This is a genomic window from Fodinicola acaciae (genome assembly GCF_010993745.1).
Lineage (GTDB): Bacteria > Actinomycetota > Actinomycetes > Mycobacteriales > HKI-0501 > Fodinicola > Fodinicola acaciae.
The window spans coordinates 420,127-432,753 of record NZ_WOTN01000004.1 but is presented as its reverse complement, the minus strand read 5'-3'; the positions used below and the strand labels follow the sequence as shown (position 1 = coordinate 432,753).

13 protein-coding genes are annotated in these 12,627 nt (G+C 69.2%); 7 read left to right on the top strand and 6 right to left on the bottom strand.

What is annotated here, in order from left to right; all coding sequences use genetic code 11:
* The first annotated feature begins 136 nt into the window (after positions 1-136).
* The gene (locus GNX95_RS37420; RefSeq protein ID WP_163512522.1) at positions 137-1,249 is read left to right on the top strand and encodes a PP2C family protein-serine/threonine phosphatase; all 1,113 of its coding nucleotides are present in this window, start codon (positions 137-139) and stop codon (positions 1,247-1,249) included.
* Between the two features lies 1 nt (position 1,250).
* On the opposite strand, the gene GNX95_RS37415 is transcribed toward GNX95_RS37420, so the two are convergent.
* The 3 genes from GNX95_RS37415 to GNX95_RS37405 all read right to left on the bottom strand — a co-directional run bounded on the left by GNX95_RS37415 (position 1,251) and on the right by GNX95_RS37405 (position 3,276).
* On the bottom strand, positions 1,251-1,961 hold the full coding sequence (locus GNX95_RS37415) for a hypothetical protein (RefSeq protein ID WP_163512521.1): 711 nt from the start codon (positions 1,959-1,961) through the stop codon (positions 1,251-1,253).
* 69 nt (positions 1,962-2,030) lie between these two features.
* Entirely contained in the window at positions 2,031-2,786 is a 756-nt protein-coding gene (locus tag GNX95_RS37410; RefSeq protein WP_163512520.1) for a hypothetical protein, read from the bottom strand.
* Complete coding sequence (locus GNX95_RS37405) at positions 2,779-3,276, bottom strand: RNA polymerase sigma factor (RefSeq protein WP_163512519.1); 498 nt, start codon at positions 3,274-3,276, stop codon at positions 2,779-2,781. The genes GNX95_RS37410 and GNX95_RS37405 overlap by 8 nt, the downstream gene beginning before the upstream one ends.
* 245 nt (positions 3,277-3,521) lie before the next feature.
* Between GNX95_RS37405 and GNX95_RS37400 the strand changes: the two genes are divergently transcribed.
* A complete protein-coding gene (locus GNX95_RS37400) occupies positions 3,522-5,375 on the top strand; it encodes an acyl-CoA dehydrogenase (protein WP_163512518.1) in 1,854 nt (617 codons plus the stop codon).
* Between the two features lie 6 nt (positions 5,376-5,381).
* On the opposite strand, the gene GNX95_RS37395 is transcribed toward GNX95_RS37400, so the two are convergent.
* Positions 5,382-6,086 (bottom strand): SDR family NAD(P)-dependent oxidoreductase, encoded by a 705-nt coding sequence (locus GNX95_RS37395; protein WP_163512517.1) that lies wholly within the window; start codon positions 6,084-6,086, stop codon positions 5,382-5,384.
* Between the two features lie 43 nt (positions 6,087-6,129).
* Here GNX95_RS37395 and GNX95_RS37390 point away from each other — a divergent pair, with 43 nt between their 5' ends.
* From GNX95_RS37390 to GNX95_RS37370, 5 genes are all read left to right on the top strand, one after another.
* Positions 6,130-6,723 carry a TetR/AcrR family transcriptional regulator gene (locus GNX95_RS37390; protein ID WP_163512516.1) on the top strand — a complete coding sequence of 198 codons (594 nt, stop codon included), beginning with the start codon at positions 6,130-6,132 and terminating at the stop codon, positions 6,721-6,723.
* An 89-nt stretch (positions 6,724-6,812) separates the two neighbouring features.
* Positions 6,813-7,802 (top strand): DUF8189 domain-containing protein, encoded by a 990-nt coding sequence (locus GNX95_RS37385; protein WP_163512515.1) that lies wholly within the window; start codon positions 6,813-6,815, stop codon positions 7,800-7,802.
* A gap of 11 nt (positions 7,803-7,813) precedes the next feature.
* Positions 7,814-8,845 carry a DUF8189 domain-containing protein gene (locus GNX95_RS37380; protein WP_163512514.1) on the top strand — a complete coding sequence of 344 codons (1,032 nt, stop codon included), beginning with the start codon at positions 7,814-7,816 and terminating at the stop codon, positions 8,843-8,845.
* A gap of 159 nt (positions 8,846-9,004) precedes the next feature.
* The gene (locus tag GNX95_RS37375) at positions 9,005-9,502 is read left to right on the top strand and encodes a SigE family RNA polymerase sigma factor (protein ID WP_222854241.1); all 498 of its coding nucleotides are present in this window, start codon (positions 9,005-9,007) and stop codon (positions 9,500-9,502) included.
* Positions 9,499-10,635, top strand: a complete 1,137-nt coding sequence (locus GNX95_RS37370; RefSeq protein ID WP_163512512.1) for a PLL family lectin — start codon at positions 9,499-9,501, stop codon at positions 10,633-10,635. Before GNX95_RS37375 ends, GNX95_RS37370 begins: the two co-directional genes overlap by 4 nt.
* On the opposite strand, the gene sthA is transcribed toward GNX95_RS37370, so the two are convergent.
* Together sthA and GNX95_RS37360 are read right to left on the bottom strand one after the other, a co-directional pair.
* Entirely contained in the window at positions 10,623-12,071 is a 1,449-nt protein-coding gene (gene sthA, locus GNX95_RS37365) for a Si-specific NAD(P)(+) transhydrogenase (RefSeq protein WP_163513785.1), read from the bottom strand. The two genes, GNX95_RS37370 and sthA, sit on opposite strands and share 13 nt — an antisense overlap.
* A 228-nt stretch (positions 12,072-12,299) precedes the next feature.
* Positions 12,300-12,560, bottom strand: a complete 261-nt coding sequence (locus GNX95_RS37360; RefSeq protein ID WP_163512511.1) for a hypothetical protein — start codon at positions 12,558-12,560, stop codon at positions 12,300-12,302.
* Positions 12,561-12,627: the final 67 nt, after the last annotated feature.

The following is a 12,627-nucleotide window of genomic DNA, read 5'->3' as shown; positions in this document are numbered from 1 at the left end:
TCCTCAACTGAGTTTCTGGTGAAGACCTCCAGGATCAGACTGCCGCGCCGGCCTGGATTGCACAAAACTGAAACACCACGACCGAATCCGGGGGGTGACTGCAACGACTCGACCTCGGAGAGTGCATGCTGACCAGATGGCACGGTCGTCGGATGCGCGTAACGGGTCCATCCCGACCATCTGCCTGGTCGGCGCGGCCGCGGCCGCCGTGCTCATCGTCGTGCTCGACTGGGTCCAGGGGCCGCTGACGCCCTATCTGGCGATGCTGGTCGGTCCGCCGCTGCTCGCGGCCACCTACTGCACGGCCCGGCAGGTGGCCCTGGTCGGCGCGCTGAGCACCGCGCTGTGCCTGGCCTGGCCGTTCGTGCAGGCGGCCGGCCTGGACCTGGAGTCCTCGACGCGTACGGTCGCGGTCGCCGCGGCCACCGGCATCGGCTGCCTGCTCGCCTCGCTGCGCAGCCGCGAAGGCAAGGCGGTCGCCGAGCTCAACCGGGCGGCCAAGGAGGCGCAGCAGGCGATCCTGCGCGACATCGACCCGGAGATCGGCCAGCTGCGGGTCGCGCACCGCTACATCTCGGCCACCGCCGGCGCGGAGATCGGCGGCGACCTGTACGAGGCGCTGGAGACGCCGTACGGCGTGCGGCTGCTGATCGGCGACGTACGCGGCAAGGGCCTGGAGGCGGTCCGGCTGGCCTCGACCGTGCTCGGCTCGTTCCGGCACGTGGCACACGAGCGCGCCGACCTGCGCGCCGTGGTCGCCGACCTGGACCGCGCGGTGGCCAGGTCGGTCGGCTACGAGGACTTCGTCACCGCCGCCGTGGTCGAGGAGCGCGGCGGCACGCTGACCGTGCTCAACTGCGGACATCCGCCCCCACTGCTGCTGCGCGACGGTGGCGTCACCCCGCTCGACCCGCCGGCGCCGGCGCCGCCGCTCGGCTTCCTGCCGGTGGCCCGGCCGCGCGTCGAGCGGCTGCAGCCAGGCGACCGGCTGCTGCTCTACACCGACGGCATCGCCGAGGCGCGCCGCGACGGGGAGTTCTTCCCGCTGGCCGAGCGGTCCTGGCGGATCCTCGGCCACGGCACCGTCAAGGACGGCCTGGTCTCGCTGGAAAACGCGCTGAAGGACTGGGTCCGCAACCTGCTCGACGACGACATCGCCCTGGTCCTGCTCGAATACGCCGGCGCCGGCAGCACCGGCACCAGCCAGCCGATCCCGGCCTGGGAATGGGACGCCGCCGTCGAGGAGTAGGTCAGCGGCAGGCGGTCAGCGCACCCGTCTGCAGCAGCTGCGTGACCAGGCCCCTCGGGCCGGCCACCAGCAGGGTGATCCGGCCGTTCAGGAAGACGAAGGCCATCACGTTGGACCGGCCGATCGTGTATGCCTGGTCGCGCGGTGTCGGCACGGCCACCAGCTGAGCCGCGTCGATGGTCCGCTTCAGCTCGTCCTCGGTCATGCCGACGATCGCGTGGTTCGGCGTGTGGAAGACCTCGCCGGAGGCCACCACGATGGCGATCTGGCCGTCGGACACACCGATCCGCAGCGGCGCGCCCTTGTACGTCCCCAGTGGCACGTACGTCGCCGGGCATTTCGACACGGCTGCCGGCGTGGACAGCTTCCCCGCCTTGGCCAGCGGCTCCGCGTCGGCGCCGATCAGGTAGGGATCGATGCCGTCGGCGTTGATCTCGTACGGCTGCGGGGTCGGTGACGCGTCCGGTGGACCTGCCTGACTGGTGGGGGTGCCGCCGGCCGGGTCGATCGCGGTGCCGAGGTGCGGTCGCATCAGGCCGACCACGCCGGCGAGCGCGATGACCAGCACCACGGCGGTGGTCGCGGCGGTCGTCGCGAACAGGTGGTGCTTACGCCGCAGCGCTCGTCCGCGCACCATCGACAGACCCAGCCGCTGCTCGGTTGCGACCGGCGGCTCGACGTCGTCGAGATGGCGAAGGTCGAGGTCGATCACCGGTCACCTCCGTTCCGGGTATGTCGAAGGACGGTGCCGGCCCGCCGGCACCGGTCGAACAAACGCTGGTCAGCAGTCGAAGACGGTCCCCGACTTGAGTTTCTCGACCACGCTCTGCTTGGTGCCGGCCAGCAGGTTGCTGACCTGGCCGTCGGTGACCACGAAGCCGACGACATGGACGGTGCCGACGGTGTACGCGTAGCTCGCGCCGACCTTCGCGACCGGCAGCAGCTGCGCGCCATAGACCTCGGCCAGCCGAGCCTCCGGCATCCCGACGTACGCGCCGCTGGGGGTCACGTATTCCAGGCCCTTGGCCTCGACCAGCCCCACGAAACCCGGTGGCTCCGCAACGATCCGCAGCGTCGCCGGGTCGAGCTTGCCGGTCGGCGCGTACACGTTGGGACAGGCCGCGCTCACCGGCCGCAGGGGCAGCGTGCCGTCGGCCTGCAGCAGCTTGGTCGGCGTGCCGATCATGTACGGCCCCACGCCGTCGGTGCTGAGCACCTCGCTGAGCTTGACGTCCCGGGTCGCGGTCGGCGCCGAGGGATCGGGCAGCGGTGTCGCGGTCGGCGGAGCGATCGCGGTGGAGTTGGTGGTCCCGCCGGCCGCCGGCACGCCGCCGGTCGGCCCGAGGTGTGTGCGTACCAGGCCGACGACACCGGCCAGCGCGACGACCAGCACGACGGCCGCCATGGTCGCGCCGGCGGTCAGCGCGCCGCGGCGGCGCCGCAACTGGCGGCCGCGGGTCACCGCGGCCTCCAGCCGGCTGTCGGTGGCGACCGGCGGCTCGGGGTCGTCCAGTCCGCTGAAGTCCAGGTCAGACACGGTCACGCACCTCCCCTCCGGCCAGGTTGTCGCGTACGAGCGCGGCGGCTCTGGAGGCGGTCGACTTGACCGTGCCGACGGAGCAGCCGAGCAGCTCGGACACCTCGCGCTCGGACAGGTCGGCGACGTATCGCAGGATCAGCACCTCGCGCTGCCGCTTGGACAGCGCCTGCAGCGCCTCCTGCAGGTCCAGCCGCTCGACGCGGTGCGGGTCGCCGCCGGTGTCCGGCTCCAGCAGGGCTGGCTCGCGGCGCCGCCAGCGGACCCGCCGGCGCACCTCGTCGACCGCGAGGTTGCCGGCGACCCTGGCGACCCACGGCTCCGCGTGCGCGCTCACGGTCCGCCAGCGCGCGTACGCCCGGGCACACGCCTCGGCGGCCACGTCCTCGGCCTGGCTCCGGTCACCGAGGATGCGGTATCCGACCCGGTACGCGAGCGCGAAGAGATCGCGGAAGCAAGCCTCGTAGGGCTGTCCGGTCACAGCTCCCATTGCCTCCGCCTTCGGCCGGCGCACCGCCACAGTCACCGTCAGATATATCCCGCCTTTCCGGTCTGAACGTCCGCCTCAAGGACCATTGCGTCGCGCCTTCTGACGTATCAACGCGCGGACGTACGCCGAGGTTGAGCGCGGTTTCACAGCCAACCTCTGTTGTGCCGCGTTACCAGCGGGTAATATCAGGAGTTACTGACGGGTAATAGAGCACTTGACCCCTGCTGGCGAGGGAAGCGATCACGATGGCGCACTACAAGAGCAACCTCCGGGACCTCGAGTTCAACCTCTTCGAGGTGTTCGGGACCGCCGACCGGCTGGAGAAGGGGCCGTTCACCGAGCTCGACGCGGACACGGTCCGCAACATCCTGTCCGAGGTCGACCGGTTCGTCCGCGAGGACCTCGCGGTGCCGTTCGCGGACGCGGACCGCAACCCGCCGGTCTTCGACCCGAAGACCCACGAGGTCACCATGCCGGAGAGCTTCAAGGCGACCTTCGGCCGGCTGATGGACTCCGGTTACATCGGCCTCGACCTGCCGGAGGAGCTCGGCGGCACGGCGTCGCCGCGCGCGCTCTGGTGGTCGATCGCCGAGCTCGTGCTCGGTGCCAACCCGGCCGCGTTCATGTACGCCGGCGGCCCGTCCTTCGCCGGCACGTTCTGGCGGCTCGGCACCGACGAGCAGAAGAAGTGGGCGCAGATCTTCGTCGACCGCAAGTGGGGCGCCACCATGGTGCTCACCGAGCCGGACGCCGGCTCGGACGTCGGCGCCGGCCGGACGAAGGCCATCCCGCAGCCGGACGGCACCTGGCACATCGAGGGCGTCAAGCGGTTCATCACCTCGGCCGAGCACGACCTGACCGAGAACATCATCCATTACGTGCTGGCCCGGCCGGTCGACACGCCTGGCGCCGGTGGCCCCGGCACCAAGGGCCTGAGCCTGTTCATGGTGCCCAAGTTCCACTTCGACCACGAGACCGGCGAGCTCGGTGAGCGCAACGGCGCGTACGTCACCAACGTCGAGCACAAGATGGGCCTGAAGGCCTCGACCACCTGTGAGCTGACCTTCGGCGACGGCGAGCCGGCGGTGGGCTGGCTGGTCGGCGAGGTGCACGACGGCATCCGGCAGATGTTCAAGATCATCGAGTACGCGCGGATGCTGGTCGGCACCAAGGCCATCGCGACGCTTTCCACCGGCTATCTCAACGCGCTCGAATACGCGAAGACGCGCGTACAGGGCGCCGATCTGACCAAGCAGACCGACAAGACCGCGCCGCGCGTGACGATCACCCACCACCCCGACGTACGCCGTGCGCTGATGCTGCAGAAGTCCTACGCGGAGGGCCTGCGCGCTCTGGTGCAGTTCACCGCTTCTGTGCAGGACGAGGTCATCCAGGCCCGGCACGCCGGCGACGCGGAGGCCGAGAAGGCCGCCGAACACCTCAACGACCTGCTGTTGCCGCTGGTCAAGGGCGGCGGCTCGGAGCGGTCGTACGAGCTGCTGGGGTCGCAGACGCTGCAGACCTTCGGCGGCTCCGGCTTCCTGCAGGACTATCCGATCGAGCAGTACATCCGCGACTCCAAGATCGACACGCTCTACGAAGGCACCACCGCCATCCAGGGCATGGACCTGTTCTTCCGCAAGATCGTCAAGGACAACGGCCAGGCGCTCACCGCGCTGGCGACCCGGATCCAGGCGACCGTCAACGCCGACGACGGCAACGGCCGGCTCAAGCAGGAGCGCGCCGCGGTCGGCGCCGGCCTGGCGGCCGTGCAGGGGATGCTCGGCACGATGGTCGGCCACCTGATGTCGGCGCAGGAGGACGTACGCAACGTCTACAAGGTCGGCCTGAACACCTCGCGCTTCCTGCTGTCGCTGGTCGACCTGGTGGTCGGCTGGCTGCTCGTACGGCAGGCCGAGGTCGCGCTGGCCGCGCTGGACCGCGGCGGTCTCAAGCCGGCCGACGAGGCCTTCTACACGGGGAAGCTGGCCGCGGCGAAGTTCTACACCGAGACCGTGTTGCCGGAGCTGGCGGCGCGCAAGGTGATCGTCGATTCGACCGGCCTCGACCTCATGGACGTGCCGGAAGAGGCCTTCTAGAAGGCCTCACCACGGCACGCGGCCGCGGTCGTTGAAGAAACCGCCGGTGGTGTCGGCGGTCAACGCGAGGTCGACGATGACGCGCGCCCCTTCCGCGACCGTACGCGTGCCGCGGTGCCGGGTCATGTCGGTGGCCGTGTAGCCGGGCGTTGCCGCGTTGATCCTGATGTGCGGCAGCGCCTTGGCGTACTGGACCGTGAGCATGTTCAACGCCGCCTTCGACGACGAATAGGCCATCCGCAGGCCGGCGTCGCCGCCGAAGTCGGTGCCGCCGCTGGTCAGCGACATCGACGCGGTCGTGCTGGAGACGTTCACGACGCGCGGCTCGGCCGACCTGTTCAGCAGCGGCAACATGGCGTGCACGACCGTGACCACGCCGAAGACGTTGACCTCGTACGTCTGTCGCATCTCGGCCGCGGTCGTCCGCTCGGCCAGCTGGTCGACGACCGCGCCGGCGTTGTTGACCAGGATGTCGAGCCGGCCGTAGGTGGCCTCCAGCCAGCCGGCGACCTCCCGTACGCTGCCGGCGTCGGTCACGTCGAGCCGCATCGGGACCACCGTCCCGGCCAGCTCGCGCGCCGCCTCCTCGCCGCGCTCACGGTCACGGCTTCCGAGCACGACGACCACGCCCCGCTCGGCGAGCTGTCGCGCGGTCTCCTTCCCCAGTCCCTTGTTCGCACCTGTCACCAGCGCCACCGGATTCGATGTCATGTTACAAGTCGTATCACAAGATACGAGCTGTATCATCAGGTCCGTGGAACGAGCGCGCGCGGCCGAGCGGACGAGAGCCAACATCCTGGTCGCCGCTCGGCGCCAGCTGATCGCGGCCGGCTTCCGTAACCTCAGCCTCGAGCAGGTCGCTGCCGACGCCGAGGTCACCCGAGTGACGATCTACCGGAAGTTCGGCAACAAGCTCGGTCTGCTCGACGCGGTCGCGGAAGACCTGTCACAGCGCGCCGGCCTGGTGACCGGCGTGCGTGCGGCGGCAGCGTTGGACAACCCGGTCGCGGCCTTCCGCGCCATGGTCGCTGAGCTGTGCCGTTTCTGGCGTACGGACCCCGATCTGTTTCGCCGATTGATCGGCCTGGCGGCTGTCGATCCGGAGGCGCACCAGGTCGTCAGCAGTCGAGAAGGTTGGCGCTTCGACCAGGTGGAGCTGTTCGTCACGCGGCTCGCCGAAGAGAGTCGACTTCGTCAGCCGTTCGATGTCGATACGGCGGTCGCCGCGGTCGGTGCGATCACCAGCTTCACGACCTGCGACGAGCTGGCGACCAAGCTTGGCCGCGGCCGCGTCCGGCTCGATGACCTGCTGCTGGCGATCCTCGCCGGAGTCGTACGCCTCGACTGACCGATCGGCGTGCAACGGTTTCGGTCACCGGACCCGTCCTCACGGTGTGGAGGCCACCTGGTCTCCGCCATTTCGGGGAGGGATGTCCATTGCACACAAGACGAATCGTCGGTGTGGCGGTTTTGGCTGGCGCGTTGGCATTGACGGCCGGGCCGGCACAGGCCGCGCCGACCGATATCTCGCCGCAGCGGGTCGCCGGCTCGTACGCATCGGACGGACTGCACGTCTTTGTCCGCGGCACGACCAACTATCTCTACGAAAAGGTCGTCACGGCCACTGGTCAGCAAACACCGTGGAAGGTGCTCGACACCACGCCGCTGTCCAGCTCGCCAGCGTCCACAGTGGACAGTGACGGCCGGGTTTACGTTGCCGCGCGGGCTCAGAACGGCACCGTGCTCTATCGCTGGCGTGAGCCGGACGGCAGCTGGACCGGTTGGAAAAACGTCGGCGGCACGACGTACGGCGCGCCGGCGTTGCAGGCTGTTCCCGACCAGGGACAGCAGATGGCGAGCGTCGTGGTCGCGGCCAGAGACGGCGCCGGGCGCGCGCAGCTGCGCGTTTTCCAGCCAGGCAGCCTGACTCCGCCGTCACCGGTGTACGCGCAATGGATCGCGCTGGACAGCCAGGTGCTCAGCGCGGCACCGATGCTGTCGGCCGGCAAGGCATGCCCGGCGCCTGACGACATCATGCCGCCCAATGTCGCGTATTTCCAAGGACGTTCGACCGGCGGCACCGGCATCAGCCGGTTTTTCTGCGCCGGGCGGCCGGACACCTGGAGCCCGACGGTCGGCACGACCGCGTCCGGCGTCGACGCCGACGGCCGGGGACGTGTCTGGTATCGCGGCACAAATGGCGCGCTGTGGGCCAACGACTCCGAGGTTGGTGTGCCGGAGGACCAGCTCCGGATCGCCAGTACGCCGTCGGTCGCTGGTTATCGCGTGCCGGTTTTCGAGCAGCCGCAGACCGATCCGGATTCGCTGCTGATCAGGGACAACAACGGCACCAGCTGGCTCTACGCACCGGCCGCCGGCGACGGCAGCGGCGGCACCTGGACCAATCTCGGCGGCATCGCGACCTGAGAGGCGGAGAAATGCGGTTATTCCGAAGAATCATCTACGCGGCGGCAGGAGTGTCACTGGGGATCCTGAGCGCCGCGACGGCGGCGCAGGCGGCGCCGTACGACATCTCACCGCAGCGCGTCGCCGGCGCGTACGCGGCCGACGGACTGCACGTTTTCGTACGCGGCACGACCGGCTATGTCTATCAGAAGCTCGTGTCGCCGGCCGGTCAGCAGAGTGCCTGGGCGATGATGGGGACGCAGGTGGCAAGCTCGCCGGCGGCGGCCGTCGACGAGGATCGTCGCGTTTACGTCGCGGCCAGAGCGAGCAACGGCAACGTGCTGCTGCGCTGGCGCGAGCCGACCGGCGCGTGGACGGCCTGGCACAACATCGGCGGCACCACCTACGGCGCTCCGTCGTTGCAGGCGGCGCCGGAGGCCGGTGACGGTGAGGATGCGTATCTGGCGGTCGCGGCGCTCACCGCCAGCGGCACGATCCAGGTGCGACTGTTCAAGCCGGGGACGCTGCTGCCACCGAGCAACGGAGCGTCCTGGACCGGCTGGCGGACGGTCGACGGCCAGGTCACGACCGCCGCGCCGATGCTGAGCCTCGCGCATGCGTGCACCACTCCGTTCGGCCTGCCGAACGTCGCGTATGTCCAGGCCCGTACGGCCAACGGCACCGGCGTCGAACGTCCGCTGTGCCTGACCACGCCCGGGGGAGACTGGCGGCCGACCGTCAGCGACACCACGGCCTCCGGCATCTCGTACACACCGGGCAGCTCCAACGCCGGTCACAACATGTACTGGTATCGCGGCACGGATGGCGCGCTGTGGGCCAGTGGCGTGCGGGTCGGCGTGCCGGCGGACGGACGGCGACTGGCCGGCACGCCGACCGTCGCCGGCTATCGGATGCCGCCGCTGGACATCTTTCCGATGGATCCGCTGACCGTGCTGGTGCGCGACGACCAGGGCGGTGCCTGGATCTATCAGCCGCCGTCCGACCAGGTCGGCACCGGCGACACCGGTGGCACCTGGACCAGCCTCGGCGGCGTCGCCACCTGACCTCGTGCAACCGATCCGCCGGCCAGTCCCGTCATCGGGATGACAGGCGAGGAGGAGACGGCGATGCGCGTACGGCCAGGGACGAGCTGACAGCGGATGTCCGTACTGTCCACTACGGCGGTTTGGTCCCCACCGCGCCGTCGCGTTACAACTGTCGACGTGCGCACGGAGGAGCGGGACGCCTACGTCGAGTACGTCACCGCGAGCACACCGCGACTGCGCCGGATCGCCACCCTGCTCGCCGGCGATCCGGCTCGTGGCGACGACCTGCTGCAGGAGACGCTGACCCGGCTGTTCGTCCACTGGAAACGCGCCAGCAAGGCCGACAACCTGGACAGATACGTGCACCGGATGCTCTATCGGGTCTTCATCGACGACCGGCGGCGCAAATGGGCCAGCGTACGGTTGCTGGACCAGATGCCGGAGGCCGAGCACGCGGCCGCCGATCCGGCCGAGGCGCTGGCGGTCCGAAACGCCTTGCGTCAAGTGCCGAAAGGGCAGCGAGTGGTGCTCGTCCTGCGATACTTCGGCGACCTTTCCGTGCAGGAAGCGGCCGACGTGCTCGGCTGCTCGACCGGCACGGTGAAAAGCCAGACCGCACGGGGGTTGGAAGCGCTGAAGACGGCGTTGAACCCACCTGCGGGAGCCACCCGATGACCGATCCACACGAGGACGAAACACGGCGGTTGCTCGGCGTGGCCGCTGACACCGAGGTGCCGTCGGCGGTCGACGTGAACCGCGCGGTCGCCGACGGCACCAGGCGCGTACGCCGCCGGCGGCTGATCGCCAGCGTCGCGGCGGTCGTCGGACTCGCGGCCATCGGACTCGGCACGGTCGGCGGCCTGAGCCTCGGCCGCGGCACGCCGGCGCCGCCGCTGTCCAGCGCACGCCAGAGTCCGCCGCCGATGCCGTCCGCGCTGGCCACCGGTCCGGTCGTGGCGCCGGCGAACCTCGGCGACATCTCGCCGCAGCGGGTCGCCGGTGCGGCGACCCGGAACGGGCTGCTGGTCGCGACCCGCGGCAGGGATGGCCGGATCAACGTGCGTACGCCCGGATCCGGCGTGTGGACCGCGCTCGACGGGCCGGTCACGTCGTCGCCTTCGGCCACCTCGCTCGGCAACGACGTTTATCTTGCCGCGCGCGGGAAAACTGGCGATGTGCTGCTGCGATGGACGAGTGGCGGCACTTGGACGGACTGGACCTCGCTCGGTGGCGGACCGACGACGTCGGCTCCGTCGATCACCGCGATCGGCGGCAAACTTCTCGTGACCGTACGGAAATCAGCCGACGAGCTGGAATACGCGGTGGTGCGGCCCGCCGACCTGGACGCGAACTGGCTGGCGACCGGCGTGACCACCTCGGCGGCGCCGATCGCCATGCCGATCGGGGACGCGCGCGGCTGCGCCGCCGTCACCACCCGCGGAGACGGCGATGCCAAGGTCTATCGCCAGCAGATCTGTGCGGACGGCTCGTCCAGCACCGGGATGGTGAAGCCGTTTTTCGACACGCGCGTTTCGTCCGGCGCGTCCATCGTCGGCGGACTGGTGTGGTTTCGCGGCCTCAACGGACATCTGTGGCTGTGGTCCGGCGGTGGTGCGCCGACGCAGATCGGCACTCCGCCAAATATCGCGACCACCCGAATCGCCTGCACGCCAACGGTTGTCATGTCCAGTTCCGACACGCTGGTGGTCCTGGTGCGTACGCCGACCGCCGAGGTGTGGGCTTACACGGCGCCCCTATCCGCGCCGACGCGAGGACAGTGGGAACCGTACGGCGGCTATGCCTCCTGAGCTTTCTTCGCCGCCTTCTTCGGCTTGGCCGGCGTGGAAATCCGTTGCACGGCACGCATTTTGTTGAGCACGTCCAGCGCCGCCACCTTGTAGGACTCGGCCAGCGTCGGATAGTTGAACACCGCGTTGACGAGATAGTCGACCGTGCCGCCGCAGCCCATCACCGCCTGTCCAATGTGGACGAGCTCGGTGGCGTTCGTACCGAAGACGTGTACGCCGAGCAGCTTGCGGTCCTCGTTGGACACCAGGATTTTCAGCATGCCGTAGGAGTCGCCGATGATCGCGCCACGCGCCAGCTCGCGATAGCGCGCCACGCCGACCTCGAACGGGATCGACGACTCGGTCAGCTCGTCCTCGGTCTTGCCGACGAAGCTGATCTCCGGGATCGAATAGATGCCGATCGGATAGAGCTGCGACAGATGTTCCACCGGCTCACCGAAGGCGTGGTGCACGGCGACCCGGCCCTGCTCCATGCTTGTCGCCGCCAGCGCCGGAAAACCGATGACGTCGCCGACCGCGTAAATGTGCGGCACAGTGGTCTGGAAATTGTCGTCGACCTTGATCCGGCCCCGGTTGTCGGCTTCCAGGCCGGCGGCTTCCAGGCGCAGCTCGTCGGTGACACCTTGCCGACCGGCCGAATACATCACCGTGTCGGCGAGCAGTTTCTTGCCGCTCTGCAACAAGGTCAGCGTCATGTCCTCGTGGCGCTCCACCGCAGCGACGGTTTCCCGGAAGCGGAAGGTCACCGCGAGGTCGCGGAGGTGATATTTCAGCGCTTCCACGACCTCCAGGTCGCAGAAGTCGAGCATCCGCTCGCGCGATTCCACCACCGTCACCTTCGAGCCGAGCGCGGCGAACATCGACGCGTACTCGATGCCGATCACCCCGGCGCCGACCACCACCAGCGAGCGCGGAATGCGGTCGATCCGCAGGATCTGGTCGGCGTCCACCACCGTACGCCCGTCGAAGTCCACAGTGGACGGACGCGCCGGTTTGGTGCCCACCGCGATGACGATCTTGTCGGCGGACACCTTCCGCTCGTCGGAGCCGTCCTCGTTGCGGATCGCGATCGTGTGGTCGTCCAGGAAACGCGCCGAGCCGGTGAGCAGCGCGACGCGGTTGCGGCCGAGCTGGCTGCGGATCACGTCGACCTCGCGGCTCACCACGTGCTGCGTACGCGCCGCCAGGTCGCCGAAGGTGATGTCCTCCTTGACGCGATAGCTCTGGCCGTACAGCTCGCGCTGGTTGAGGCCGGTCAGATAGAGGACCGCTTCGCGCAGGGTTTTCGACGGGATCGTCCCGGTGTTGATGCAGACGCCGCCGACCATGTGCCGCCGGTCGACAATGGCCACCCGGCCGCCCAGCTTCGCGCCGGCGATCGCGGCCTTCTGGCCGCTCGGCCCGGATCCGAGCACCAGCAGGTCGAAGTCGTACATGTCGTCGGTTCTCCCCTTCGGCTGGACCGGCCATCCGCCATCCATGCTGCATCCCGCCCGGCCCGGCTCGCTACCTGAGCCGCGGAGCGCGCCTGGTTGGTGCACATTGCGGATGCGTCGACGGCCGGTGCACCTGCGGCCGAGGCCGGCTGGCTCGCTCATTGTCGCGAGTGTCCATGGCGTGTTGGAGGAGTTCGGCGAGATTGGCGTGCGTCTGCAAGCCAACCGTCATGTCCTGGCCGGGTTTGTTCGCGGGAAGCTGATGTGCGCGTCCGCCTGCCGGTCGGTCATCGGCCCGGTGAAGGCCGGCAACGGCTCCGACTTCTGGGTTTTCGCCTGCTCGTACGACAGCGGCTTGTGCGTGAAGCCGATGTAGGCGATGTCGTCGCGAGTGGTGTGACCATTGCTCAACGCGGCGGGCCGCTCGTTCTGAAACCACGTCCGTCCCTCGTACGGCGCCGTGTTGATGACACCGACCTGTCCGTCCACCTCGCGCGTACTGCGTCGAAAGCCCCTCTCGCCAGACCAACGCGGCGAACTTCGGAAAGCTCAGGTC

Bases quoted from the DNA above. Each gene is read 5' to 3' on its own strand.
- GNX95_RS37395 (WP_163512517.1), bottom strand. From the start codon at position 6,086: ATGACATCGAATCCGGTGGCGCTGGTGACAGGTGCGAACAAGGGACTG.
- GNX95_RS37380 (WP_163512514.1), top strand. From the start codon at position 7,814: ATGCGGTTATTCCGAAGAATCATCTACGCGGCGGCAGGAGTGTCACTG.
- GNX95_RS37405 (WP_163512519.1), bottom strand. From the start codon at position 3,276: ATGGGAGCTGTGACCGGACAGCCCTACGAGGCTTGCTTCCGCGATCTC.
- sthA (WP_163513785.1), bottom strand. From the start codon at position 12,071: ATGTACGACTTCGACCTGCTGGTGCTCGGATCCGGGCCGAGCGGCCAG.
- GNX95_RS37370 (WP_163512512.1), top strand. From the start codon at position 9,499: ATGACCGATCCACACGAGGACGAAACACGGCGGTTGCTCGGCGTGGCC.
- GNX95_RS37420 (WP_163512522.1), top strand. From the start codon at position 137: ATGGCACGGTCGTCGGATGCGCGTAACGGGTCCATCCCGACCATCTGC.
- GNX95_RS37400 (WP_163512518.1), top strand. From the start codon at position 3,522: ATGGCGCACTACAAGAGCAACCTCCGGGACCTCGAGTTCAACCTCTTC.